The organism is Tibeticola sediminis (assembly GCF_003843835.1).
Classification (GTDB): domain Bacteria; phylum Pseudomonadota; class Gammaproteobacteria; order Burkholderiales; family Burkholderiaceae_C; genus Tibeticola; species Tibeticola sediminis.
In genome coordinates, this window is sequence record NZ_RKQL01000008.1 from 41,098 (window position 1) to 66,837 (window position 25,740).

At 66.9% G+C, this 25,740-nt stretch carries 20 protein-coding genes; 5 read left to right on the plus strand and 15 right to left on the minus strand.

Annotation, left to right across the window (positions count from 1 at the left end; genetic code table 11):
- Positions 1-56: 56 nt before the first annotated feature.
- The 8 genes from EDC62_RS12785 to EDC62_RS12825 form a co-directional block, all read right to left on the minus strand.
- Positions 57-3,242, minus strand: a complete 3,186-nt coding sequence (locus EDC62_RS12785; RefSeq protein ID WP_124224212.1) for a type I restriction endonuclease subunit R — start codon at positions 3,240-3,242, stop codon at positions 57-59.
- Complete coding sequence (locus EDC62_RS12790) at positions 3,242-3,754, minus strand: virulence RhuM family protein (protein ID WP_211331017.1); 513 nt, start codon at positions 3,752-3,754, stop codon at positions 3,242-3,244. Before EDC62_RS12790 ends, EDC62_RS12785 begins: the two co-directional genes overlap by 1 nt.
- A 79-nt stretch (positions 3,755-3,833) precedes the next feature.
- On the minus strand, positions 3,834-4,805 hold the full coding sequence (locus EDC62_RS12795) for a restriction endonuclease (RefSeq protein ID WP_124224213.1): 972 nt from the start codon (positions 4,803-4,805) through the stop codon (positions 3,834-3,836).
- A complete protein-coding gene (locus EDC62_RS13105; RefSeq protein WP_211331018.1) occupies positions 4,802-6,028 on the minus strand; it encodes a restriction endonuclease subunit S in 1,227 nt (408 codons plus the stop codon). Before EDC62_RS13105 ends, EDC62_RS12795 begins: the two co-directional genes overlap by 4 nt.
- A 54-nt stretch (positions 6,029-6,082) precedes the next feature.
- The gene (locus EDC62_RS12810) at positions 6,083-7,267 is read right to left on the minus strand and encodes a Fic family protein (protein WP_124224214.1); all 1,185 of its coding nucleotides are present in this window, start codon (positions 7,265-7,267) and stop codon (positions 6,083-6,085) included.
- Between the two features lie 67 nt (positions 7,268-7,334).
- Complete coding sequence (locus EDC62_RS12815) at positions 7,335-8,885, minus strand: class I SAM-dependent DNA methyltransferase (RefSeq protein WP_124224215.1); 1,551 nt, start codon at positions 8,883-8,885, stop codon at positions 7,335-7,337.
- A 382-nt stretch (positions 8,886-9,267) separates the two neighbouring features.
- On the minus strand, positions 9,268-9,765 hold the full coding sequence (gene ssb / locus EDC62_RS12820) for a single-stranded DNA-binding protein (RefSeq protein ID WP_124224216.1): 498 nt from the start codon (positions 9,763-9,765) through the stop codon (positions 9,268-9,270).
- A gap of 81 nt (positions 9,766-9,846) precedes the next feature.
- Positions 9,847-11,034, minus strand: a complete 1,188-nt coding sequence (locus EDC62_RS12825; protein WP_124224217.1) for an MFS transporter — start codon at positions 11,032-11,034, stop codon at positions 9,847-9,849.
- Between the two features lie 198 nt (positions 11,035-11,232).
- Here EDC62_RS12825 and uvrA point away from each other — a divergent pair, with 198 nt between their 5' ends.
- Complete coding sequence (uvrA, locus tag EDC62_RS12830; protein ID WP_124224218.1) at positions 11,233-14,151, plus strand: excinuclease ABC subunit UvrA; 2,919 nt, start codon at positions 11,233-11,235, stop codon at positions 14,149-14,151.
- A 125-nt stretch (positions 14,152-14,276) separates the two neighbouring features.
- The gene (locus tag EDC62_RS12835; RefSeq protein ID WP_124224219.1) at positions 14,277-15,878 is read left to right on the plus strand and encodes a CYTH and CHAD domain-containing protein; all 1,602 of its coding nucleotides are present in this window, start codon (positions 14,277-14,279) and stop codon (positions 15,876-15,878) included.
- Between the two features lie 123 nt (positions 15,879-16,001).
- Here EDC62_RS12835 and EDC62_RS12840 read toward each other — a convergent pair whose 3' ends face one another.
- The 7 genes from EDC62_RS12840 to tsaB all read right to left on the minus strand — a co-directional run bounded on the left by EDC62_RS12840 (position 16,002) and on the right by tsaB (position 21,901).
- Entirely contained in the window at positions 16,002-16,619 is a 618-nt protein-coding gene (locus EDC62_RS12840; protein WP_124224220.1) for a glutathione S-transferase family protein, read from the minus strand.
- A 40-nt stretch (positions 16,620-16,659) separates the two neighbouring features.
- Positions 16,660-17,388 (minus strand): glutathione S-transferase family protein, encoded by a 729-nt coding sequence (locus EDC62_RS12845; protein ID WP_124224221.1) that lies wholly within the window; start codon positions 17,386-17,388, stop codon positions 16,660-16,662.
- A 331-nt stretch (positions 17,389-17,719) separates the two neighbouring features.
- Entirely contained in the window at positions 17,720-18,544 is an 825-nt protein-coding gene (gene pyrF / locus EDC62_RS12850) for an orotidine-5'-phosphate decarboxylase (RefSeq protein ID WP_124224222.1), read from the minus strand.
- A gap of 203 nt (positions 18,545-18,747) precedes the next feature.
- Positions 18,748-19,515 (minus strand): alpha/beta fold hydrolase, encoded by a 768-nt coding sequence (locus tag EDC62_RS12855; protein WP_124224223.1) that lies wholly within the window; start codon positions 19,513-19,515, stop codon positions 18,748-18,750.
- Between the two features lie 96 nt (positions 19,516-19,611).
- Complete coding sequence (locus tag EDC62_RS12860; RefSeq protein WP_124224224.1) at positions 19,612-20,532, minus strand: uracil-DNA glycosylase; 921 nt, start codon at positions 20,530-20,532, stop codon at positions 19,612-19,614.
- Entirely contained in the window at positions 20,520-20,969 is a 450-nt protein-coding gene (gene rimI / locus EDC62_RS12865) for a ribosomal protein S18-alanine N-acetyltransferase (protein ID WP_124224230.1), read from the minus strand. Before rimI ends, EDC62_RS12860 begins: the two co-directional genes overlap by 13 nt.
- A 143-nt stretch (positions 20,970-21,112) precedes the next feature.
- On the minus strand, positions 21,113-21,901 hold the full coding sequence (gene tsaB / locus EDC62_RS12870) for a tRNA (adenosine(37)-N6)-threonylcarbamoyltransferase complex dimerization subunit type 1 TsaB (protein WP_245968880.1): 789 nt from the start codon (positions 21,899-21,901) through the stop codon (positions 21,113-21,115).
- A gap of 99 nt (positions 21,902-22,000) precedes the next feature.
- Between tsaB and dacB the strand changes: the two genes are divergently transcribed.
- From dacB to EDC62_RS12885, 3 genes are read left to right on the plus strand one after another with little or no spacing between them, the layout of a single operon-like run.
- Positions 22,001-23,656 (plus strand): D-alanyl-D-alanine carboxypeptidase/D-alanyl-D-alanine endopeptidase, encoded by a 1,656-nt coding sequence (gene dacB / locus EDC62_RS12875; RefSeq protein WP_124224225.1) that lies wholly within the window; start codon positions 22,001-22,003, stop codon positions 23,654-23,656.
- A gap of 39 nt (positions 23,657-23,695) precedes the next feature.
- Positions 23,696-24,865, plus strand: coding sequence for an SGNH/GDSL hydrolase family protein (locus tag EDC62_RS12880; RefSeq protein ID WP_124224226.1), 1,170 nt, complete (start codon positions 23,696-23,698; stop codon positions 24,863-24,865).
- Positions 24,866-24,885: 20 nt separating this feature from the next.
- Positions 24,886-25,560, plus strand: a complete 675-nt coding sequence (locus EDC62_RS12885) for an OmpW/AlkL family protein (protein WP_124224227.1) — start codon at positions 24,886-24,888, stop codon at positions 25,558-25,560.
- Positions 25,561-25,740 lie beyond the last annotated feature (180 nt).

Genomic DNA, 25,740 nt, shown 5'->3' on the forward strand with positions numbered 1-25,740 from the left:
TACCCCCTGGGGTATATGTCAACCGCCCCCGGGTTTCCCCGGATGCCGGACCGCAATCATCCGACCCAGGCCGCGGAGACCGCCTCCGCCTGCGCCAACACTTGCTGAATGGCGGCGTCCTGCAAATCGGGCGGGTAGCCATACTTGCGCAGGATACGCTTGACCAGCACGCGCATGCGCGCACGCGCCGATTCCCGGTGCGCCCAATCGACGGTCACGTTCGCGCGCAGGCTCACCAAGAGCTCATGGGCGATGACCTTGAGCTGGGCATCGCCCATCAGCTGCACCGCGCTTTCGTTTTCGGCCAGGGCGTCGTAGAACGCGATCTCCTCGTCCGACAGCCCCTGTTCCTCGCCACGCCGACGCGCTGCCCGGATGTCCTTCGCGAGCTCGATCAACTCCTGCAGCACCTCGGCCGTGGTGATGGCGTTGACATGGTAGCGCGCCACCGCGTCCTCCAATCGTTCGGAGAACGCGCGGGTCTCAACCACGTTGGCCTTGGCTCTCGAGCGAATGCCGTCGTTGATCAGCTTGCGCAAGGCTTCCAACGCAAGGTTCTTCTTTTCCATCTGCTGCACTTCAGCGAGGAATTCGTCCGAGAGGATGGAGATATCGGGGCTCTTGATGCCCGCAGCGGCCAGGATGTCGACGATCTCGGTCGAGACCACCGCACGGCTGACGATTTGCTGGATCGCCAGCTCGCGTTCTTGCTGGGTCACGCCGGAGCCCATGCTGCTCTTGACCAGCGCGGCACGGATCGCCTGGAAGAAGCCGACTTCCTCCCGAATGGCGCGGGCCTCGTCGGAAGCGGAGGCCAGCGCGAACGCCTTGGACAAGGCCAGCACGGCGTCCTGATATCGACGGTGAGCGTTCTTCTTGCCTTCTTTGGTCTTCTCTTTCGCTGCCAGCTTCTGTTGCAGGTCGAGAATCCACTCGATGGCTCCCGCCATCATCGCAAGGCGCTCCTGCGGCGTGCCTGTCATCGCCGAGACGTAGTCGAAGCCGTGGAACATGTCCCGCACGACCTCGTACTTCTCCATCATCACCGCAATGGCTTGCGCTTCGTCGACGCCCGTGTTTTCCTGGTCGTTCTTGGAGTACTGCTGCAGCGCCGACTTCAGGTTTTGCGCGATACCGATGTAGTCCACGATCAGCCCTGCAGGCTTGTCGCGAAACACCCGGTTCACGCGCGCAATCGCCTGCATCAGCCCGTGGCCGCGCATGGGCTTATCGATGTACATCGTGTGCATGCACGGTGCATCGAAACCGGTCAGCCACATATCGCGCACGATCACGAGCTTTAAGGGGTCGTTCGGATCGCGCGCACGCTTGGCCAGCAAATCCCGCCGCGCCTTGTTGCCGATGTGCCGCTGCCACTCGGGCGGGTCGCTCGCCGCGCCCGTCATCACGATCTTCACCACGCCGGCGTTGTCATCGTCGCTGTGCCAATCGGGGCGCAGCCTGATGATCGCGTCGTAGAGCTTCACACAGATGCGCCGGCTCATGCAGACGATCATCGCCTTGCCATCGAGCGCGGCGACGCGGTCTTCGAAGTGACGCACGATGTCCTCGGCCACCAGCCGCAGGCGCTTGTCCGCCCCCACCAGCGCTTCCACCGTGGCCCATTTTTGCTTGACGCGCTCGCGGGTCGGTTCTTCCTCGTCTTCGAGCAGTTCCTCGATTTCCGCATCGATCTTCGGCTTTTCTTCCTCGTCGAGTTCGATGCGCGCCAGCCGCGATTCGTAGTAGATCGGCACGGTCGCGCCATCCTCGACCGCACGGCTGATGTCGTAGACATCGATGTAGTTGCCGAATACCGCCGGGGTGTTGACGTCGTCCGCCTCGATCGGCGTGCCGGTAAAGCCGATGAAGGACGCGTTCGGCAGGGCGTCGCGCAGGTATTTGGCAAAGCCGTAGGAGATTTCGCCGGTCTGGCCGTCCACCTTGGCTTTGAAGCCGTATTGGCTGCGGTGCGCTTCATCCGCGATCACGACCACGTTGCGGCGCGTGGTGAGCGGCCCGGCGATCTCACCGAACTTCTGCAGGGTCGTGAAGATCACCCCGCCCGAGGCGCGATTGAGCAGTTCCTTCAAATGTTCGCGCCCCTCGGCCTGCACCGGCGTCTGCCGGATCAGGTCACTGCACATCGAGAAGGTCGAAAAGAGCTGGTCGTCCAGGTCGTTGCGATCGGTCAGCACCACCAGCGTGGGGTTTTCCAGCGCCGGATGTTTGACCAACTGCCCCGCATAGAACGCCATCAGCAGGCTTTTGCCCGACCCTTGGGTGTGCCAGATGACGCCGACGCGGCGGTCGCCTGGGCGTTGGTCCTTGACCGAAGGCAGGCCATAGCGGGCCGGGTCTTCCCGCACGAGGTTCGCGGGCGGCATCGCGCGGATGGTTTGCTCCACCGCCTTCTTGACCGCATGGAACTGGTGGTAGCCCGCGATGATCTTGACCAGGCCCGAACCCGTCTCGGCAAACACCGTGAAGTCGCGCAGCAGGTCGAGCAGGCGGCGATGCTCAAACACGCCCTCGATCAACGTCGAAAGTTCCGGCGCCCCCTTCGGGGCAACGTCCGTGCCGTCGGTGGTGCGCCACGGCATGAAGCGCTCGAGGTCTGCGGAGAGTGAACCCACCCGGGCGGCAATGCCATCCGATGTCACCAGCAGCGCGTTGGTGTTGAACAGCGCCGGAATCTGCTGCTTGTAGGTCTGCAGCTGGTTGAAGGCACCCAGCAGATGCGCGCCCGCGCTACCCGGCGCTTTGAGCTCGATCACTGCAAGTGGCAAGCCGTTCACGAACACCACCACATCGGGCCGCCGTTTGTTCTGGCCGTTGATCACCACGAACTGGCTCACCGCCAACCAGTCGTTGCGCTCTGGGTGTTCGAAGTCGATGAGCGCGACCTTGCCTGCCGTCAGCGTGCCGTCGTCGGCGTAGTATTCGACGTCCACACCTTCTGTCATCAGCTTGTGGAGGCGGCGGTTCTCTTCAAGCAGCGAGGGCAGTTCGGATTGCATCACCCGCCGCACGGCATCCTGACGCGCCTCCAACGGCAGACCAGGATTCAGACGCGCAACGGCTTCTTCAAACCGCTTCTTGAGCACAACCTCATCGTGACTTTCGCGCTCCGGTCGATGACCATCGGGGCCGATGTCCTCCTCGCGTTCGATGGCATATCCGAGCGCACGCAGCTGATCCAGCAGCGCTTGTTCCACGGCGGCCTCCGGCAGAAACGCCATTACGGTTCTCCTTGCGTGACCGGCAGCGCCAGCATGTTTTCGATCAGGCGGGTCATCACGCCCTGATTTTTGGCGTCCGATTCGGCCACCAGCAGCGCGAGCGCGGCTTCCAGTTCGGCGGGGTTCTTCTCGAAGCGCTGGCGGTCGAGCGAAAACCCACGGGTCAGGTGCTCGCGCAACACGCGCGTGGCCCACTGGCGAAAGCGCGTCGCGCGCGTGGAGTTCACCCGGTAACCGACCGAGATAATGGCGTCGAGGTTGTAGTGCTTGAGCCGACGCTGTACCTGCCGCCGACCTTCGGTTTGAACTGCTAAGAAATCCTTAGTGGTTGCCGCTTCCTCCAGCTCGCCCTCACGGTAGATGTTTTTCAGGTGCATGAGCACGTTTTCTGGGGTGGTGGCGAACACCTCGGCCATCTGGCGCTGGGTGAGCCAGATGGATTCGCCCTCGAGCCGAACCTCCACCGACTGATCGGCGGCTTCGAAGATGACCAGCGAGTTTGACGTGGTCATGATTTTTCCTCCCTCAAAAGCGATTCGGCATTCTTCACCCGAGCCTCTCCGGAACCGCAACGGGTTTTGGTGATGTGAGTCAGGCCAAAACCAAGCCGGGTTTCAGACCGAGGCGATCACGGAACTCCGGTGGAATATCGCCCCAATGTTCGACCAAGAGATCGACGAGTTGACGCCCGTTGACGAGACCGATACGCGGAAATCCCGTTTCTAGCGCTACGTCGGCGGCGGCACTCTGGAAGTCGGCCGTCGTAATGAAGGCGCCTTGCCCCCCAAAAGGAATGGCCTGCCGAAGCTGCCGCACCGTATTCGCACTGACCTTGGTGCCGAGCTTATAGCGCTTGGCCTGCACAAAGACCTTGACCTTGGCGAGATTGGCGACGTTCAGTTCTCCCGTGGCATCGACGCCTCCATCGCCCGTCTTGCCGATAACCTCCGATCCCTCGAAGCCCAGCGCGGTGAGCAAATGCCCGACCAGAATCTCGAACTCCTTGTCGTCCAGTTCCAGTAGCTGTTCCAGCACAACACGGTAGGGATCGTACGGCGAAGCAGCCGATTGGGGCACCAGATCCGAGCGGCCAATCACTGCCAGAAACTCATCGCGCTGAGATACGGCAAACACGGTCAGCGAAGAACGGATCGTGTTCTGGAAAGGCACGGAGAACTCACCGCGCTTCAGCCGTTCTTTCGCCCAGATCACCCGGCGGCGGTGGCGATAAGGGCAGCCATCATCACCTGATGCATAGTAATACGAGGGCTCTGGCGCGATCTGCCCGTAGTGCAGCCACTCGGTATCGGCGGCCGGCGTGATGACATAGTCGCCGGCGCGGATCTCCAGAAGGAAGCGGGCAATCTGCCCAACCTGTTGTCCAATGACGATATTGCTTGTGTCGTCGGGGTGTTCCGCTTTGTAGATGGGGTATAACTCGTCGCGCGACTGGACCGAAGACAGATCCGTGTTGGGCAACCAGCCGATGGCAACGTAACCCCCCTCGACAAAATGTTTGGTGTAAGTGCCGAAGTCGGCACGAACGCACCAGACGTTGGTCATGTCCTGGCCTCCAAGAAACGCTCGGCATCCTTGACTCGCAGCGCGCCGGAGATCAGCTTGGGCAGCAGGGTGTCGCGGAGTTGGGCGAGGGTGCGGGATTCTTGTTCGTTTTTTTCGACCTCATCATCTAGGTTGGCCGCCAGCTTCTCATAAGTCAGCACGAGATCACGAGGCGGCTTTACGTGAGAAATCGAATGGAAGTCCTTTTTCCCAATTGACCCAAAAACTGTTCCCTCTGCATCAAACCGCGCAAATATGTCTGAGATGGAACTCATGAAGTGATACGTATAAGAACGAGAGCCGGTCTTATGCCGAACGGCGGCGACACCACGACCAATCGCGCAGTCCTCTAATGCCATGTTGATGTCACCGACTGGTGCGCGAACGCTAACGAGCGTGTCTCCGATTTTTGCTAATCGCGTCGGTGCTGTGCAAAAAACGCGCCTCTTGGGGAATCGGAATTCGAAATCTGCACGCCCTTGGTAAAAAGGCAACCCTTCACCAATGTCGTTGTAGGTACTGCCGGGTGGCGACTGCCCCATCGTGATATCAAACTCGGTATCAACGGATATCACCTCCCACCCCTCCGGAATTTCCCCCAACTCCGATTCGACGAGCCGGTCGGGGAAGAGGTCGTAGAGGTGCGCGGGGAGGCCGGGCAGTGACTGGCCGCGCTGCCAGCGGCCTTCGATCTTGGCGCGCACCGGCTCGAAGTCCACGAACCAGGCCTTGAACAAGGCGCGGGCCATCGCCTCCAGCGTTTCGTTCTGCTTGCGGTTGAGCTCGATCTTGTCGTCCAGCGTGCCGAGGATGTGGGCGATAGTGCGTTGTTCGGGGAGGTGTGGCACTAATATTTTGCGCGCGTGTGCTGCGTCACGGTTTAATCCCGGCACTGCGCTATCTGCATTCATGTGCTCCAAGCCCAGGGAGTTCAACAAGTAGTACTTGAATCGAAGCACGTCCGGGTCGGGATCGATCACGTAGAAAGTAGTATCAATAGGCCAGCATGGTTTCGGGCTGTAGTGAACAGCGCCGACAGTTCCCTTCCGCCCGATGATAACCGTCTGGCTACAAGTCAGAGCTTTATCGTGAAAACCGACCACACCGTTTGAGCCAAAAACGGGAACCTCGCCGGAAAGATTGCGCCGATGCTCAGGCAATCCTTTGCCGTAATCAAATGGCGTGAACTCCCCCACAGTAGCCTCTCGCCACTCACCCACCATCCCCAACCTCCCTCAGATTCGCCTCGATCATCGCATCCCGTCGCGCCGCCTCGCTCATACCGCCCCCTCGCCCGTCTCCTCGAACAGCCGCACATACGGCTCGAAGCGGAAGCGCCGGTTGCGGGCGTAGCCGGTGATTTCGCGCAACAGGCCGATGCCTTCCAGTCTGGAGACGATCTGGTTGGCCCCGGCCGGGGTGAGCCCCAGCCATTCGCGCACGGTGGCCACCGAAACGATGGGGTGGTCGAACAGGCGGTCCATCACGCGTTGGCCGTTGGCGGCGGCGCGGCCCAGATGCTCGGTGATGCGGGCGCGGTAGTCCTCGCGCATGCGCAGGATCGCGGCGGCGGTGTGCGTGGCCTGCTGGCTGACGTCGATGACGCCATCGAGAAAGAACGCGAGCCACCCCTCCCAATCCCCGACGTCGCGCACAGCCTGCAGGCGTTCGTAGTACTCGCTGCGGCGCTGCCTGAAGTAGTGGGAAAGGTAGAGCACAGGTTTGGACAGCAGCCGTTTTTCGGTGAGCAGGAAGGCGATCAAGAGCCGCCCGATGCGGCCGTTGCCGTCCAGGAAGGGGTGGATGGTCTCGAACTGGGCGTGGGCAAGGCCCACCTGCACCAGCGGGGGCAGGCCGCCGCCGTCGTGGAGGAAGCGCTCCAGATCGGAAAGCGCCTGCGGCACCTCGTGCGGCGGCGGGGGCACGAAGGTCGCGTTGGCCAGCGTGCAACCGGCGGGGCCGATCCAGTTCTGGCTGGTGCGCAGCTCTCCCGGTTGCAGGCGGCCGCCGCGCACGCCCTGCATGAGCTGCGCGTGGATTTCGCGGATCAGCCGCACCGAGAAGGGCAGGTCCGCCAGCCGGTTCAAGCCGTGGTTCATGGCCCGCACGTAGTTGGCCACCTCATTCACATCCTTGGGTGTGTCGGGGTCGAAGAGCTGCGCCTCGGCTGCCAGCAGGTTCTGCAGCGAAGACTGGGTGCCCTCGATCTGGCTGGAGAGCACGGCCTCCTTGCGCACGTACATGAAGACGAACAGATCGGGGTTGGGCAGCGTGAGCACCGCCCCATCGAGACGGCCGAGCGCATAGTCGGCGGCAGAAAGCTTGTCGCGCAAGACGCCGCCAAGGTCGAGCGGGGGGTCCGGCGGCAGGGGTGCCGGAATGAAGGCACGGTAGCCCGTGGGCTGGCGCAGGTAGCGCCCGGCGCGGGCTGCCTTGTTAGCGGTTGCGTTATTTATGGCCATTTGCGCGCCGCTTGGTTAACGTAGCGTTTATTATTGGGCGATTTGGCGGCCATATGCAACGCAGCGCTCAGAACCCGAACGCCCGCAAATTCGCCTCGATCGCCGCAGCCAGCTTGGCCGCCTCGTCCCGCTGCGCGCGCCATTGGGCCGAAAGCCGCGCCATCTTCTCGGCGAAGGGTTCGCCGTCGTCTTCCTGTTCCGCTGCGCCGACATAGCGGCCGGGGGTGAGGACATGGCCGTGTTTGCGGATGTCCTCCAGCGTGGCGGATTTGCAGAAGCCCGGCACGTCGGCGTACTCGCCCGCGCCGGGTTCGCCGCGCCAAGCGTGGTAGGTGTCGGCGATGCGTTTGATCTCGTCATCGGTGAGTTCGCGCCGGGTGCGGTCCACCAGCACGCCCAGCTTGCGGGCGTCGATGAACAGTACCTGCCCGCGCCGGTCGCGCCAGCCTTTGCCAGGGTTTTTGTTGCGGGCCAGAAACCACAGGCAGGCGGGAATCTGCGTGGAGTAAAAGAGCTGCCCGGGCAGTGCGACCATGCAGTCCACCACGTCCGCCTCGATCATCGCGCGGCGGATGTCGCCTTCGCCGGATTGGTTGGAACTCATCGAGCCATTGGCCAGTACCACGCCCGCCACCCCAAAGGGCGCAAGGTGGTGCCAGATGTGCTGGAGCCACGCGTAGTTGGCATTGCCCACGGGCGGCACGCCGAATTTCCAGCGCACGTCGTCACGCAGGCGGTCGCCGCCCCAGTCGGAGATGTTGAACGGTGGATTGGCGAGGATGTAGTCGGCCTTGAGGTCGCGCAGTTCGTCCTTGTGGAAGCTGCCCTCGTTGTTCCAGCGGATGTCGGCGTCGATGCCGCGCACCGCCAGGTTCATCTTGCACAGCCGCCAGGTGGTGTAGTTGCTCTCCTGCCCGTAGATGGCGATGTCGCCGATGCGGCCGCCGTGCTCCTGCACGAACTTTTCTGACTGCACGAACATGCCGCCGGAGCCGCAGCAGGGGTCGTACACGCGGCCGGAGTACGGCTCCAGCATTTCGACCAGCACGCGCACGACCGAGCGCGGCGTGTAGAACTCGCCGCCGCGCTTGCCTTCGGCACCGGCAAACTGGCCGAGGAAGTATTCGTACACGCGCCCCAGGATGTCTTTCGAGCGGCTGCCTTCCTCGCCCAGCGCAATGCCGGAGATGAGGTCGATCAACTCGCCCAGCATCACTTTGTTGAGCGCGGGGCGTGCGTAGTCCTTGGGCAGCACGCCCTTGAGCGACTCGTTGTCTTTCTCGATGGCGCGCATCGCGTCGTCGATCAGGGTGCCGATGGTGGGTTGCTTGGCGTTGGCTTGCAGGTGGGACCAGCGCGCCTCCTTGGGCACCCAGAACACGTTGTCGGCGAGGTACTCGTCTTTGTCTTCGGCGGCCAGGGGGTCCTCGACCATCAGGGCGGCATGCTTGGCCTCGAAGGCGTCGGAGATGTACTTCAGGAAGATCAAGCCCAGGGCGACGTGTTTGTAGTCGCTGGGTTCCATGTTGCCGCGCAGTTTGTCAGCGGCTTTGAAAAGCTCAGCCTCGAAGCCGAGGTTGCCTCCGTTGCCGTTTTTGACGGTGTCGTTCTTTGCCATTGCCGTTCATCCTTTGCGCTGCATGAAGTGTGCAGTCTATGGCCCCGACCACGGGTGGCGGCGATCGGCGCGCGGGTGTGTGCGCTGCGGCGCCAAGGGGACGAAGCGAACCCCGGCGACACCCGCGCGTCCGAGCGGGTCTGCGCATTGCGCGATGGTGGAACGCCCAGCCCGTCCCTGGTGCGCCGCGCATCGCGGGGACTGGCTGGGCAGCAACCTAGGGCAAGGCTGAATCCGTTCCCGTGATGGCGCGCGCCCGGCTGCGGGCTGGGATGCGAGGGGCAAACCGAGACAATAGCCGCAGCCATGGCGAGGATAGTCAACGACGCACGCCGCCCGCCGCCGGGATGCGCGACGCACGTGGGACTCGTTCAGCGTTGCCCTAGAACGGAATGTCGTCGTCGAGGTCGTCGAAACCGCTGCTGGGTTTGGGGGCGGCGGCCGGTGCCGGGGCGCGGGGTGCGGCGGCGGGGGCGCTGCGGCTCGGGGGTGGGGCGCGGCGCGGCGCGGCATCGCCGCCTTCGTCGCCCGGCTGGCCCATGCCCTCGCGGCCGCCGAGCAACTGCAGCTCGGTTGCGATGATGTCGACGGTGTTGCGCTCGACGCCCGACTGATCCGTGTATTTGCCGTATTTGAGCCGCCCCTCGACGTAGATGGGACGGCCCTTGCGCACGTATTCGCCAGCGATTTCGGCGAGGCGGTCATAGAAAGTCACGCGGTGCCACTGCGTGTCTTCGACGGTTTCGCCGGTGTTTTTGTCTTTGCGGCGGCTCGAGGTGGCGACACTGACGGTGGCGACGGCCTGGCCCGAGGGCATGTAACGAACCTCGGGGTCGCGGCCGCAATTACCCACGAGGATGACTTTATTGACCGATGCCATGGAACACTTCCTCCTATGCGTAGGGCCTGATTATTGCGCCTAGCCCGTGTCGGCCGCGCAAGGGACTGGTTCAGCGCTGCCTTATGCCTTTGGGCCCGCCGGCGCACGCCCAGGCAGGTCCATGCTCCAGGCCAGAGCCAGCCACAGCGCCATGGCGGCCGCGCCGGCGAGCAATACCGCGCCCAAACCCCAGCTTTTCGCGAGCTGGCCACCGAGCGCGCCGCCGGCAAAGAGGCCCAAGGATTGCAGCGTGTTGTAGAGACCCAGGGCCGCGCCGCGCATGTGTGGCGGGGCAATCCGGGAGACGAGGCTGGGCTGCGACGCCTCGAGCACGTTGAAGCCGCAGAAGAACACGAACAGCATCAGGCCGATGTGGGCGATGTCGGGCCGATCGGCGCCGAACCACAGGCCGAGTTGCGACGCCCCGATGAGTCCGATGGCGCCCAGGAACGCGAGCCGCAGCCGCCCGCGGCGCTCGAGCGGAAACAACGTGCCGCCCATGACGACGAAAGAGGCCAGCACGGCCGGCAGATAAACCTGCCAGTGATGATCTTTGGTCAAACCCGCTTGGACCAGCAGCGCGGGCACGGCCACCCACATGGCGATTTGGACGGCATGCAGGATGAACACGCCCGCATTGAGGCGCAGCAGCGCCGGATGGCGCAAGGCGACGAGGACGCCCTCGCGTGCGGCGCTCGCCGGGGCGCGCGCCGGCTCGGGCGGCACACCCCAGAGCACCACGGCCACGCCCGCGAGCGCCAGCACGGCGATGAGCACGAACAAGCCCGACAGATGCAACCACGCGGCGAGCACGGGCGCGATGACGAGCGAGAGCGCGAACATGAGGCCGATGCTCGCGCCGATGACGGCCATGGCCTTGGTGCGCACTGAGTCGCGCGTGAGGTCGGCGAGCAGCGCCGTGACGGCAGCTGAAATCGCGCCCGCGCCTTGCAAGGCGCGGCCGAAAATCAGCCCTTCGACGCTGCTGGCGGCCGCGGCGATCAAACTGCCCACCGCAAACACGAGCAGGCCCAGCACGATGACGCGCTTGCGGCCCAAGCGGTCGGACGCGAGGCCCAGCGGCAACTGGAACACGGCTTGCGTGAGGCCATAAATCCCCATGGCCAGGCCGACGCGCGCGGCGTCGTCACCGCCCGCATAGCCGCGGGCTTCGAGCGCGAACACGGGCAGAACCAGGAACATGCCCAACATGCGCAGCGCAAAGATCGACGCGAGCGACACGGTGGCGCGCCGTTCGGTGGGCGTCATGGACGACGCTGCGCTCGGGGCGGTCGAGGGAGAAACAGCAGTCTCAGACACGGCAATAGGGCTGGTTTTGGCAGCAGATGCAAAGGGCTCGATTGTCCAACATGCGCCCACCCTTTGCCCGCGCGGGCTGTCCGGGGTGCGTTGTCCGTAGAGGGGCTGGCCGCCGATAATGCGGGGTTTTCCCCGCGAGAGCCCGCCTTGACCGAGCCCCGTTCGCCCGATTCCACGCCGCCCCACGACGGGGGTGCGGCGGCTGCGCCGTGCATCCGCATCCGCGGCGCGCGCACGCACAACCTCAAGAACATCGACCTCGACATTCCGCGGCATCGCTTGGTGGTGGTGACCGGTTTGTCGGGTTCGGGCAAGTCGAGCCTGGCCTTCGACACGCTGTATGCCGAGGGCCAGCGGCGCTATGTGGAGAGCCTTTCGGCCTACGCGCGGCAGTTTCTCGAGCGCATGGACAAGCCCGATGTCGATTTGATCGAGGGGCTCTCGCCCGCGATTGCGATCGAGCAAAAGGCGACCAGCCACAACCCGCGCTCCACGGTCGGCACGGTCACGGAGATTCATGATTACCTGCGCCTATTGTGGGCGCGCGCCGGCACGCCTCATTGCCCCGAGCACGGCGTGCCGCTGGCCGCCCAGACCGTGAGCCAGATGGTCGATGCGGTCCTGGCGCTGCCCGAGGGCAGCCGGGTGATGATCCTCGCGCCGCTGCTGCGCCAGCGCAAGGGCGAGCATGGCGCGCTGGTCGCGCAGATGCAGGCACGCGGCTATGTGCGCTTCCGGCTCGATGGGACGGTGCTCGAAGCCGACGCGCTGCCGGCGTTCAAGGCGGGCGAGCGGCATGACCTCGACGTGGTGATCGACCGCGTGAAGGTGCGCCCAGGCGACCCCGACCTGCGCCAACGCCTGGCCGAGAGCTTCGAGACGGCGCTGGGCTTGGCCGAGGGCCGCGCGCTGGCGCTGGAGATGGACAGCGGCTGCGAACACGCCTTCAACGCGCGTTATGCCTGTCCGGTGTGCGGCTGGAGCATCGGGGCGCTCGAGCCCAAGCTGTTCTCGTTCAACTCGCCCGCGGGCGCCTGTCCGCGCTGCGACGGGCTGGGCACGGTGGATTTCTTCGACCCCGAGCGCGTGGTGGCCTTCCCCGAGCTGAGCCTGGCCGGCGGCGCGATCAAGGGCTGGGACCGGCGCAACGCGCACAGCTTCGCGTTGCTCGAGAGCCTCGCGCAGCACTATGGCTTCGATGTGGATACGCCCTTTCAGGCGCTGCCCGAATCGGTGCGCTCGGTGCTGCTGTACGGCTCGGGCCATGAGGACATCGCGTTTCGGTACATGCTCGACGGCGGGCGCAAGGTGACGAAGAAGCATCCGTTCGAGGGCATCATCCCGAACCTGGAGCGGCGCTGGCGCGAGACGGATTCGCCGGTGGTGCGTGAAGAACTCGCGCGCTGGCGCGCCACGCAGCCCTGCCCCGAGTGCGGCGGCACGCGGCTGCGGCTGGAAGCGCGCCATGTGCGCGTGGGCGAAGGCGCGCAGGCCCGCGCGATTTACGAGGTCGGCCGCGCCACGCTGGCCGAGGCGCAGGCCTGGTTTCAGACGCTGCGGCTGTCGGGCCAGAAGGCGGCGATTGCCGACAAGCTGGTGCGCGAGGTGGCGTCCCGGCTCAAATTCCTCAACGATGTAGGGCTGGGGTATTTGAGCCTCGAGCGCAGCGCAGAGACGCTCTCGGGCGGTGAGGCGCAGCGCATCCGGCTCGCGAGTCAGATCGGCAGCGGCCTCACCGGCGTGATGTATGTGCTCGACGAGCCCAGCATCGGGCTGCATCAGCGCGACAACGACCGGCTGATCGGCACGCTGCAGCATTTGCGCGACCTGGGCAATTCGGTGATCGTGGTCGAGCATGACGAGGACATGATCCGCGCGGCTGACTGGTGCATCGACATGGGGCCGGGCGCGGGCGTGCACGGAGGCCGCGTGATGGCGCAGGGCACGGCGCGCCAAATCGAAGCCAGCGCCGAGTCGCTGACCGGCCAATTCCTCTCGGGCGCGCGGCGCATTGCGGTGCCGCAGCGCCATGACTGCACGCAGAGGCCGTGGCTGCGCATCGTGGGGGCGCGCGGGCACAACCTGCGGAACGTGACGGTGGAGATTCCGGTCGGGCGCTTCACCTGCGTGACCGGGGTGTCGGGCTCGGGCAAGTCCACGCTCGTCAACGACACGCTCTACCGCGCCGCGGCGCAGCGCATCCACCGCGCGCATGAGGAGCCCGCGCCGCACGAGGCCATCGTGGGGCTCGAGCATTTCGACAAGGTGATCGCCGTCGACCAGTCGCCCATCGGCCGCACGCCGCGCAGCAACCCGGCCACCTACACCGGTGTGTTCACCGCCATCCGCGATCTCATGGCCGAGGTGCCGATGGCGCGCGAGCGCGGCTACGGCCCCGGGCGCTTCAGCTTCAACGTCGCCGGCGGGCGCTGCGAGGCCTGCCAGGGCGACGGCGTGGTCAAAGTCGAGATGCACTTCCTGCCCGATGTGTACGTGCCTTGCGAGGTCTGCCAAGGCCAGCGCTACAACCGCGAGACGCTCGAAGTGCAGTGGAAGGGGCGCAACATCGCGCAGATCCTCGACCTCACGGTGGAGGCAGCCTATGCGCTGTTCCGCGACGTGCCCGCCATCGAGCGCAAGCTGCGCACACTGCTCGACGTGGGCCTGTCCTACATCCGCCTGGGCCAGAGCGCGACCACGCTCTCGGGCGGCGAGGCGCAGCGTGTCAAGCTCGCGCAGGAGCTCTCGCGCCGTGACACCGGCCGCACGCTCTACATCCTCGATGAGCCGACCACCGGCCTGCATTTCGCCGACATCGAGCTGCTGCTGAAGGTCTTGCACCAATTGCGCGACGCGGGCAACACCATCGTCGTGATCGAGCACAACCTCGACGTCATCAAGACCGCCGACTGGCTCATCGACATGGGCCCCGAAGGCGGCAGCGGCGGCGGCCGCCTGGTGGCCGCGGGCACGCCCGAGGCGGTGGCCGCGCATCCGGACAGCCTCACCGGCCGCTACCTGGCGCGCGTGCTGGCCACGGCCGCGGCGCAGCCGGGCCAGCTGTGATTCATTTTTTGATAGCAACAAATCCCCGATTGGCGCTGGGGGTTTCTGGCTATTTTCATAAAAATTGCCTTTGCGATCGGGCTTTGACATGCTCCGTGACCCGACTACCGCCTGCGCACGCCCCGATGGCCACCGAAACCGAACTCAAACTCCAGCCCGCCCGCACGCGCGACCTGCCGCGGCTGCTGGCGCACCCGCGGCTCGCGGGCGTCGCGCCCGAGCGACTGCGGCTCGACGCCTGCTACTTCGACACACCCGAGCTCGACTTGCTGCGCGCACGCATGGCGGTGCGCGAGCGCCGCGAGGGCGCGCGCCGGGTCTGGACGGTGAAGACGGCGGGCGAGGCGCTCGGCGGGCTGTCGCGGCGCGGCGAGTGGGAGGGAGCGGCGCGCCGCGGCGGCTATGACTTCGCAGCGCTGCTCGGCGACGACGCGCCGGAACTCTCGGCCTGGTTGCGGGCACGGCAGGCGGCGCTGCAGCCGGTGTTTCGCACCCGTTTTACCCGGCTGCGCTGGACGGTCGAGGCGCTGGGCGCGCGCATCGAAGTCGCGCTCGACCGTGGGCAAATTCTGTGCGTCACGCCCGAGGGCACGCGGCGTGAGCCGCTGCTCGAGCTCGAACTCGAACGCCTCGCGGGCCCGGAAGACGCCTTGTTCGCGCTGGCGCTCGAGCTCAACGAGGCCATGCCGCTGTGGCCGCTCTCGGCCAGCAAGGCCGAGCGGGGCTATGCGCTGTTCCTGCAGACGCGCGACGCAGCCGTGGCGGCGGCGCCGCGTCCGACCCAGCCGATCTCCTCCGAGGTCGACCGTCGTATGGCCCCGCGAACAGCCCCGAAGAGCGACCCGAACCGTCCCGCCCGCGACGCCTTCGTGCCGCTGGCGCAGGCCGCGCTCGATACGCTCGTCCCGCCGCTGCGCACGGCGGCGCTCACGCCCGAACGCGGCGACGCGGCCGCCGTCGAAGCCGTGCACCAGAGCCGCGTGGCGCTGCGCCGCTTGCGCGCGCTGCTGGCGGCGTTCGCGCCGGCGCTGCCCGGGGACTGGGCGGCCCGAGAGCGCAGCCACTGGCGGGCGCTCGCGCAGGCACTCGGGCGCGTGCGCGATCTCGACGTGCTGCGCAGCGAGATTGGGCCGCAGCTCATGCAGGCCGTGCCCGGGTCGTCTGCGAGCCGCTGGAGCGCTGCCCTCGCGCACGAACAGGCGCGCGCCTGGCGCCGCTTGCAGGCCGAGTTGCAACAGCCCGCCACGACGGCGCAGGTGCTGCAGTTCGCGCGCGCGCTGCACGGCCTGTCGGCAGCGGGCAACGGCTCGGCCGCACACGGCCGCGGGCCCACGCTGCGCGCACTGGCACGCCAGCGCCTGCGCCACCGGCAACGCCGGCTGCGCCGTGCGCTCGCAGCGGTTCTGGATACCCGAGCCCGCGAGGCCGAGCGCGTGCATGCCTTGCGCATCGAGGTCAAAAAACTGCGCTACGCGACCGAAGCGCTGATCGATGCGCTACCGCCCAAGGCCGCACGCGCGGCGCAACGAAGGCTCGAGGTCTTGATCTCGGCGCAATCGGTGCTGGGACGCTGGCACGACTGGCAGCTCGCCGCCGCGTGGCAGGGCGAGGTCGCCCGCCGACCCACGGGCGCCGATTCGGCCCTGCGCGCCGCGCTGCAGGCCGAGCTCACCCGTCAACGTCGGCGCGTGCGGCGGGCCTGTACGGCGCTCGAAGCGGTGACCTGACCCGCCTCGGCTCGCGCGCCGAGCGGCGCGAAGCTGGGTGGCACGTCCGAAAGCTGATTTTTCGAACATTTCGCGGTAACGCCGGCGTGAAATGGCCGTTTTCTGCTATTGTTTTTGATGTTTTCAGACCGCTGCGCTCGGCCGCGCGGCGACGCGGTCGCGCCAGTCCTGCAAGGCCGCAAAGCCTTCGGCCTCGGGCTTGAACTTCATCAGGCGGCCAAATTCGAGGGCGCAAAACGCGGTGATGTCCGCCACCGTGAAACGCTCGCCTGCGAACCAAGGCTGCTGCTGCAAGCGATGGTCGAACCAGGCGGCGGCTTCCAGCACCTTGGCGCGTTGCGCTTGGCCAAACTCGGGAAACTGCGGCTGCTCGAGCGGCGCGAGGCCCGGGTGGGTGTGGCGCACCACGTTCGCGATCGCGCCCATCAGGTAAAACTCGGCCTGCCGGTCGACCATCTCGATGAACGCACGCTCCTCGGCGTCACGGCCCATCAGGATGGGCTCGGGGTAGCGGCCTTCGAGCCAGGTGCAGATCGCGCGCGACTCGGTGAGCACGCGGCCGTCGTCGAGTTCCAGCGCCGGCACCTTCGCCAGCGGGCTCACGCGGCGGTAGGGCTCGCGCTTGTGCTCGAGCGCATTGAGGTCGATTTCGACCAGGGGAATGTCCTGCACGCCCTTTTCGGCAAGGAACATGCGCACGCGGCGCGGATTGGGGGCGCGGGATGCGGTGTAGAGCTTCATGGCAACTCCTTGGAACGGCGAATCTGGGCCACTTGGGCGGTCATGCGCGCGCTCCTGCGTCGGCCGGCGGCGGCGCGGGGCGGCCCATTTCGACGAGCGTGCGCGCCTCTTCGGCAAAACGCCGAGCGGCCTCGTCGCCGTCGCGTGTGAGGTCGATTTTCGAAGGCGGCCGCTCGATGCCGCGCTGCACCGCGGGCCGCGCGCGGATGGCGTCGCGCCAGCGTTTGAGGTGCACGAAGGGCTCGATCTCCACCCCCGACCAGCGGTGCGTGCGCACCCAGGCCCAGTTGGCGATGTCGGCGATCGAATAGTCGCCCGCCAGATACTCGTGCTGCGCCAGATGCGCGTCGAGCACGCCGAACAGCCGCCGCACCTCGCCCTGGTAGCGGTCGATCGCGGGCTGGATCTTCTCGGGGAAGTAGCGGTAGAACACATTGGCCTGCCCCATCATCGGGCCGATGCCGCCCATCTGGAACATCAGCCACTGCAGCACACGCGAACGCCCTTTACGCTCGCTGGGCATGAGGCGGCCGGTCTTTTCGGCGAGGTAGACGAGGATCGCGCCCGACTCGAAGACCGCGAAGTCATCTTCCTCGTGGTCGACGATGGCCGGAATGCGGCCGTTGGGGCAGATCGCCAGGTACTCGGGGCGCTTCTGGTCACCGCGCTGCAGGTCGAGCACCTCGAGCCGGTAAGGCAGCCCCAGCTCTTCGAGCGCAATCGAGATCTTGTGCCCGTTGGGCGTGGCAGCGGTGTAGAGCGTGATCATGGCAATCCCCCAGTTGAGTCTTGCATCGTAGGGGCTTACCCGCCGGCGACGCTGTCACCTGAGGCAACGCTGAATCAGTTCCTGAGGTGGCGCGCGCATGGCCGCGGGTGGGGTACGAGGCGCAAACCGCAGCCATAGCCGCAGCTATGGCGACGATTTGCTTTCGACGAGACCGCCCGCAGCCGGGATGCGCGGCGGGAATGGTTCAGCGTCGCCTCGACGCGCCACAGTATCCAAGCACACGGCCACGGTCCGCGCGAGATTTACAGGTCTTTACCCAGCTTGTCGGGCGCGCGCGACAGGGCACAGGCCCGATCCGGCCTGGCCGCCCTCAGCCACGCGCCGCGTTGAGCTGCACGCGCGTGCGCTCGGCTTCGGCGCGTGCGGCAGTGGCGAAATCGGGGCCGCTGCCCGCGTAGAGGATCGCGCGCGAGGAGTTCACCACGATCGGCGCATCGGCACGCCAGCCCGCCCGGACCGTGGCATCGGCATCTCCACCCTGAGCGCCCACGCCCGGAATCAAGAGCGGCAGCGTCGGCGCGAGCGCGCGCACGCGCTCGATCTCGGCCGGTCGGGTCGCCCCCACGACGAGGCCGAGCTGCCCGTTGCGGTTCCACGACCCTTGCGCGAGTCGCGCGATGTGCTCGAACAAGCGCGGCTGCCCCGGCACATCGGCAAGCCGCTGCGCCTGGAAATCATCGCCGCCGGGGTTGGACGTACGGCAGAGCAGGAACGCCCCCTTGCCCTCGTAGCGCAAATAGGGCTCGACCGTGTCGAAACCCATGAAGGGCGACAGCGTCACCGCGTCCGCCCGGTACCGCTCGAAGGCCTCGCGCGCATACTGCTCGGCGGTGGAGCCGATGTCGCCGCGCTTGGCATCCAAAATCACCGGCACGCCCGGCGCAACGGCGCGGATGTGGTGGATCACCCGCTCGAGCTGAGCCTCGGCGCCGTGCGCGGCAAAGTATGCGATTTGCGGCTTGAACGCACACACCCGGTCGGCCGTCGCATCCACGATCGCCATGCAAAAGTCCGCCATGCGCGCGGCGTCCCCCCGCCAATGCAGCGGAAACCGCTGCGGCTCGGGGTCCAGCCCCACGCACAACATCGAATCATGGCGCACGCTGGCGCTGCGGAGCAGGTCGAGAAAGGTCATGGCGAGATTCTAGGAGCCCGTCGGGCACTCCTACCTCGATGAACGAAGCGCGGACATGGCAACTGGCACGCTTCGGGGTCGCCGTGGCCATGTCCGTTCGGGCAACGCCGAACAAGTCCCTCGCGCACCGCGCATCACAGCCACGAAGCGCCCAAGCCCCTTGCCTCGAAGCAGCCGAAACGCCGCAGGAGCTTCGGCGGCACTCACGCCTGCATCGCCTCGCAGAGAAAGCGCTCGACGACCGTTGCGAGCGCGATCGGGGTTTCGTCCATGGGGTAGTGGCCGGCGTTGGCCATGACTTCGAGCCGAGCGCTCGGGTAGTGTTGCAACCAAGTGGAGCGACAGGTGTCGGGGCCGAGGGCGGGGTCGTGCTCGCCCGCGACGACCAGAACCGGCAGCGTGCGGCCCTGGATGCGCTCGACGAACCGAGTGTTGGCCCAAGCGTCGAGGTACGCAGCAAAAGCCTCGACATCGCTGTGCGCCAGCGACGAACGCACCATGTCGTCGAGCCAAACATGCGTGAGGCGCTCACCCGTCGTTCGGTCGATGATGCCGCGGCGCACGGCGGGCTCGGCCGCGGCGCGCTGGAAATACGCCCAGCCATCGGCATCGAAGGGAACGCCGCTGGCCGGCACCGGCGTGATGCCCACGAGCGCCTGCACCGATTCGGGATGCTCGGCCAGCACGTACTGGATCGCACTGCCGCCCATCGAATGACCCATGAGGGCATAGCGCTCCCAACCGAGATGCGCGGCCAGCGTGCGCACGTCGCGCGCGATCTGCTCGATGGTGTAGGGGCCGCCGCTGCCGCGGCGTGCGCCATAGCCGCGCACGTCCATGAACGCGTAGGAAAAGCGGCTCGTATCCAAGTGGTGCAGAAACGGCCCCCAGCCGCGTGCATGGCCGAACCACCCATGCACCGCAATGACTTTGCGCGGCCCCGATCCGATGATTTGCGCGGTTTGTGGCATGACGAACTCCTATGGGCAAAGAGAATGCGGCTGGACGCTAGAGTGCGGACGGCGCGGCGCGCCGACGAGCGCCGACGAGCGCCGACGAGCGCCGCATCATAGGCCTGCACCATCGACGATGGAACGCGCCAGGCACAGGTCTTCCCAGGCCCGCGCCTTTTCGGCCGGACTGCGCAAGAGATAGGCGGGATGAAACGTGACCACGACTGGAATGTTCCCGTAGCGATACACCTGGCCGCGCAGGCGCCCCAGTGGCTCGGTTCGGCCCAGCACGGCCTGGGCGGCAATGCGACCCACGGCCAGGATGAGCTGAGGCTGCAGCCATTCGATCTGCCGCGCCAGAAACGGTGCGCATTGCGCCATTTCGGCTTCCGAAGGGTTGCGGTTGCGGGGCGGCCGGCACTTGACGGCGTTGGCAATGTAGACCGCCTGCGCCGGCGCAAAGAGCGGAACCGCGCTCGATTCGGCCGCTGCGCGCTCGCCCTCGGCCGATGCTGCGCGGTCGAGGCCGATGCTGCGCAGCATCGCGTCGAGCAAGCGGCCGCTCGGGCCCACGAAAGGCTCGCCCTGCGCGTCTTCCTGCTCCCCCGGCGCCTCGCCCACGACGAGCCAGCGCGCACGCACGTCACCCACCCCGAACACCGCGTGGCGCCGCTGCGCCCCGAGCGGACAGGCGCGGCAAGACTCGACCGCGGCCCGCAAGGCGTCCCAGTCCTGCGCGGCGGCGGCCACCGAGGCGACCGCAGTGGCGCTCGCGGCAGGGGTGCTCGCGGTCGGCACCGGCGGCGTGGCCGGGGTCGGGGTCTGCGCCTGCGGCTGCCCCGAGACCTCGGGGTTTTTTGAAAGATTTTCCGCCTTTGCCCGCGTCAAATGGGCGCTGTCTGCTATTGTTTCAGGAGCGACGACCGCTGCCGACGCCGCGGGGGGCGCTGCTTCGGCCGCTCGATCCTCGGGCAGCCACACGCGCACGCCCATCTCGGCGAGCATCGCGCGTTGGCGCGGCGTCAGCGGCGGCATCCCGGGGGCTCCTCGAGCGAACAGCACATCACCACCGCGTCTTCCCGCACGCCGCGTGCCGCGGGGTAGTAAGCCCGGCGCAGGCCCACCCGTCGGTAGCCGTGGCGCTCGTAGAGCCGCAACGCGGGCTCGTTGCTGACGCGGACTTCCAGCCACGCCGTCTGCGCGCCGACGCTGCGTGCCCAGGTATCCATGGCTTCGAGCAGCAACCGTCCCCAGCCCTGGCCCTGGTGCGCCGGTGCAACCGTCAAGTTCAGAAGATGGACTTCATCCACCCCTTTCATCGCCACGTAGTAGCCCATCAGCGTCTCGCCGCCGACCAGCAGCCGCGCGTGATATCCGGCTGCGAGTGTGTCCTCAAAGTGACGTCGGCTCCAGGGGTGGCTATAGGCCGATTGCTCGACCGCCACGACCCGCTCGATCCACTCGGGTGTCATCGGCAGCAGTTCCGCCGGCGGTCCCAACGCCGCTTCGGCCGGCGCGCGACACCCGTCCTCGGCACCCACGAGCGAGTCCCCGTTCCGGGCGAGTCCTGAGGCAGCGGCACCTGCGCCGGCTTGCGGGCGACCGTGCGCGGTGCTCATCTGCGACCCCCTGCGGCCTGACGCTCGACCGTGGTCTGAGCCACCTTGTCGCGCACGTAATGCGGCTCGGCCGCCTCGGCCGCCACCGCAAGGCCGGCCCGGCAAAGCTCCGGCGCGAGCCGCACCATCGCCGCAGCGCCCGGGATTGCGGACCGCCGCGCCCCCTCGGGCCACAGCGACAAAAACGCCTCGGCACCGGCAACCCCTACGGCGTTGCCCACGATCCAGTCGGGCCGCCGCCCCGAACCTTCGATCGCGGCCGCCAGCGCTGGCCCCGTCAGCGCCGGCCAGGTCTGGACCGTCTGCCAGCGCGCGCCGTCCCAACGGTAGTGCCCCGCATAAAACTCGCCCATACGGGCGTCGAGCACCGAGAGCACCTCGAGCGGCGATTCCGGTGCCGCCATCTGGATGCGCGCGGTCTCCGCCAGCGCGAGCAGACTGTCCACCGGCAGCAAAGGGCGCTGCGCGCCAAAGCCCAAGCCCTGCGCGACGGCGCACGCCGTGCGCAAACCCGTGAATGCGCCCGGCCCGGCGCCAAACGCGATCGCGTCCAAATCTGCCAGCCGCAAGCCCGCGCGCTCGAGCCCCTCGAACACCAGGGCAATCACGCGCGACGAAGCCCGGGCGCCACCCGGTTCGACCGCCTCCCAAAGCCGAGGCACCCCTCCTTCGGGCGCGTCGACGCCCACGGCCACGCTCAACTGCTCGGTCGTGGTGTCGAGCGCCAGCCATTTCTGCGGGGCGTGCTGCGCTGCCGGCATCGGGAAGGGGCGATCCAAGGGCATTGGGCGATTATGGCGAGGAATTCGCGCGACAAAGACCGCCCGCAGTCGGGATGGGCAGCGCGCGGGGGACGGGTTCAGCGTTGCCCTAAACTGAACCCCATGACCGCAAACCACCCGGCAAAAAACGCTGGCCGCCGACGCTCATGGCGCGCGGCGGGCGGCCTGGGGTGCGTGGCGCTCTTGGTCCTGATGAGCGTCACCGCGTGGGCAGGCCCCGCTGCGGAACTGCCTGCGAGTGTGCGGGCGGCGCTGGTCCGGTCGGGCGTGGCCGAATCGGCCCTGTCGGTTTCGGTCGAGGCGATCGATCCGGACGCAGCCCGGCCGGGTACGCGCTCGACTTCTGCGCCGCCACCGGCTCGAACGGTGCTGCGCTGGCAAGCCACCGAGCCGCGCAACCCCGCTTCGCTGATGAAGCTCGTCACCACCTTTGCAGCGCTCGAACTGCTGGGGCCGGATTTCACCTGGACGAACCGGGTCGAAACCACGGGTCGTGTGCACGACGGTGTGCTCGACGGCAATCTGGTGCTGCGTGGCAGCGGCGACCCAAAACTGGTGGTCGAGCGGCTCGAAGCGTTGCTGGCGGAGGTGCGCGCGGCCGGCATCGTTCAGGTGCGCGGGGACATCGTGCTCGACGGCCGAATTTTCGAGCCGGTCGACCCCAACCCGGCGCGGTTCGACGACGAGCCGCTGCGCCCTTACAACGCCCGACCCGAGGGCTTGCTGATCAATTTCAAAGCCGTCGTCTACCGCTTCATACCCGAACCCGAACGCGGCCGCGCCCGCATCGACGCGCAACCGCCGCTCGCCGGGGTCGAGCTGCCGGAATCCGTGCCGCTGAGCACCGCCCCCTGCGGCGACTGGCGAGCACGCTTGCGCGCCGACTTCACCGACCCCGATCGCGTGCGCTTCGAAGGGGCTTACCCGCTGGCCTGCGGCGTGCGCGAATGGCCGGTGGCCTACCCCGCGCCCGAGCGCTACGCGCCGCGGGTGGTGGAGGCGCTCTGGCGCGCCGGCGGCGGCACGCTCACCGGCCGCGTGCGGTGGATCGCCCCTGGCGAGGCGCCCGTCACCCAGCCGCTGCTGCAGGCGCGCTCGCTGCCGCTGGCCAGCATCGTTGCGGACATCAACAAGTTTTCGAACAACGTCATGGCGCAACAGCTCTTCCTCACGCTCTCGGCCGTGGAGCAAGGCCAGGGCAGCTTCGCGGCCTCGCGCGAGCGGCTGCGCCGCTGGTGGCAGCAGCGACTGGGCGCGGTGGCCGAAGCGCCCGAGATCGAAAACGGATCGGGGCTTTCACGCCACGCGCGGCTCAGCGCCGAGGCGCTGGCGGCCGTGCTGCGCGCGGCGGTGCACAGCGCCGTGGCCGAGCCCTTCATCGACTCGCTCGGGGTCGCAGGCATCGACGGCACGGTTGCCCGGCTGCGCGAACGTCGACCCGACTCGCCTTTGCTGGGCCGAGCCTGGCTCAAAACCGGCTCCTTGCGCGACGTCGCGGCGATTGCGGGCTATGTGCGCAGCGCCAGCGATCGGCTCTATGCGGTGGTCGCCATCGTCAATGCGCCGGAGGCCCCGGCGGCGCGGCCTGCGCTCGACGCGCTGCTGGAATGGGTCGCGCAAGACGCTCCGAGCCCCGGACGCACCCAGGCGCGGGCCCTGCCGCAACCCGAGCCGGCCACCCCGGACAAACCCCAAGCGACGAAATCGGTGACCGCGCGTAACATGCCTGAGGAAAATTCGAACGACCGTTCTTTTTGATCCGATTCCCCCGCAACGCTCATCGAGAGGAGCCCCAGCATGATGTTCAAAATTCGATGGAAATTCGCCGCGCTCGCCGCGGCTGTGGTCCTGTCCGCCTGCGGCGGTGGCGGGGCCGAAGGTCCGGGCAGCCGCGCCGCGCTGTCTTCGGTCGTCGTCATGGGCGACAGCCTGTCCGACAGCGGCGTGTTCGACGGGTTGCCCGGCTATGGCCGGGTGTTCTCGGTGCAAGCGAGCGATGCCGAACCCAACACCATCTGGACCGAGCGCATCGCCGCACAGATCGGCGCGCCGCAGTTGTGCAATTTCTACAAGTTCACCGGCACCACCTTCGTTCCCAACCCGAAGCCAGGCTGCACCAGCTACGCCGTTGGCGGCGGACGCATCAACAACCAGGCCAGCAACGGCGGCTCGGCAGCCCCCTTCTCCATCGTGAAGCAACTCGCCGATGCCGGCGCGGTGGCCGGCAGCTACCAGGCGAATCAGCTGCTGCTCATCGACGGCGGGGGCAATGACGCTGCCGACCTGGTCGGCGCCTACCTGAAGGCAGCGAGCGACGGTGGTGCGGCCTATCAAGCCTTGCTGCTTTCGCTGCTGCCCCCGGCAACGGTGGCCAGCACGCTCGGACAGGCCAACGGTGCCGCCATCGCCGGTGGGGTCTACATGACGGCGTTGGCCGACAGCTTCGCTGCGGCCATCAAAGCCCACGCGCTCGATCGTGGCGCGCAGCATGTGGCGATCCTGAACATGCCAGGCATCACGAACACACCGCGCTTCCAGGCGGTGCTCGGCGCCATCGAAGCGGCGCAAGGCGCGACCGCCCGCAGCCAGGCCGAAGCGCTGTTCAACAGTTGGATTCAGGCCTTCAACCAGGAACTGGCCAACAAGTTCGCGGGCGACAGCCGCGTCGCCATCGTCGACTTCTACAACAACTTCAACGACGAAGTGGCGCACCCCGCGCAATACGGCCTGACCAACGTCAAAACCCCGGCCTGCCCAGCGGTTGGCGTCGGCAGCGACGGCCTGCCCGCGTACAACTTCCAAACCTGCACGGCGCAAGCCCTGTCGGCAAACCCGCCGGCGGGCGAGAGCAGCCCCGACTGGTGGAAGCGCTACGCCTTCTCCGACGGCTTCCACCCCACGCCGTATGGCTATCAATTGATGAGCCAGCTCGTTTCGCGTTCGCTGGCCCAGGCCGGCTGGCTCTGAACCCTGGAGGACTGACGAACATGAACCCCAAGCTCTCGACCCTCGCGCTGCTCGGCGCTGCCCTGCTCACCGCATCGGCGGCGCAAGCCCAAACCGCCGGCACCCTGAGTGCACGCCTGGGCGCGATGCAAATCTCGCCCTCGGTCACCAGCGGCGACCTGTCTCCGCCGGCCTTTCCCCACACCACGGCCGACGTGGGCAACGCGAGCCAACTCGCCGGCGGCGTGAACTACACCGTCGATGACCACTGGGCGATCGACGTGCCGCTGGCACTGCCGTTCAAGCACAACATCTACGGCGACGGCGCGATTGCCGGCGTCGGCAAGATCGGCGAAACCAAGGCGCTGCCGATCACGGTGTTTGCGCAATACCGTTTTGGCGAAGCCAACGCCAAGGTTCGACCCTATGTCGGCGCGGGGCCGACCTATGCCAAGTTCTTCAAAGAGCGCAGCACGAATACGCTGACCGCGCTGACCGGTGGCACGCCGTCCAACCCGACGACCTTGTCGATCGAGTCCAAGCTCGTGCCCACCGTCCAGTTCGGCGTGACTTTGATGCTCAACGACCGCTGGTTCATCGACGCCGTGGCTGCCAAGACCTGGCTGAAGACCCGTACCACGCTGTCCACCGGCCAGACGCTGGACATCAAGCTCAATCCGACGACGGTCGGAATCATGGTGGGCTATCGGTTCTGACCCCGCCTCCCTTCAACCTAAATCCGGCAGTTGACCGCTTCTCGCGAAAAGCAAGGTGTTGATATTTCAACAATTTTCGGTGCGCAGGCCGTTCACCGCTTGGGTGAGCGCTGCGCACCCGTTCGAGCCGCCCTCGGGCCCGGGGGCAGCGTTGCAAATCCTCGCCATGGCGCCCGCCAT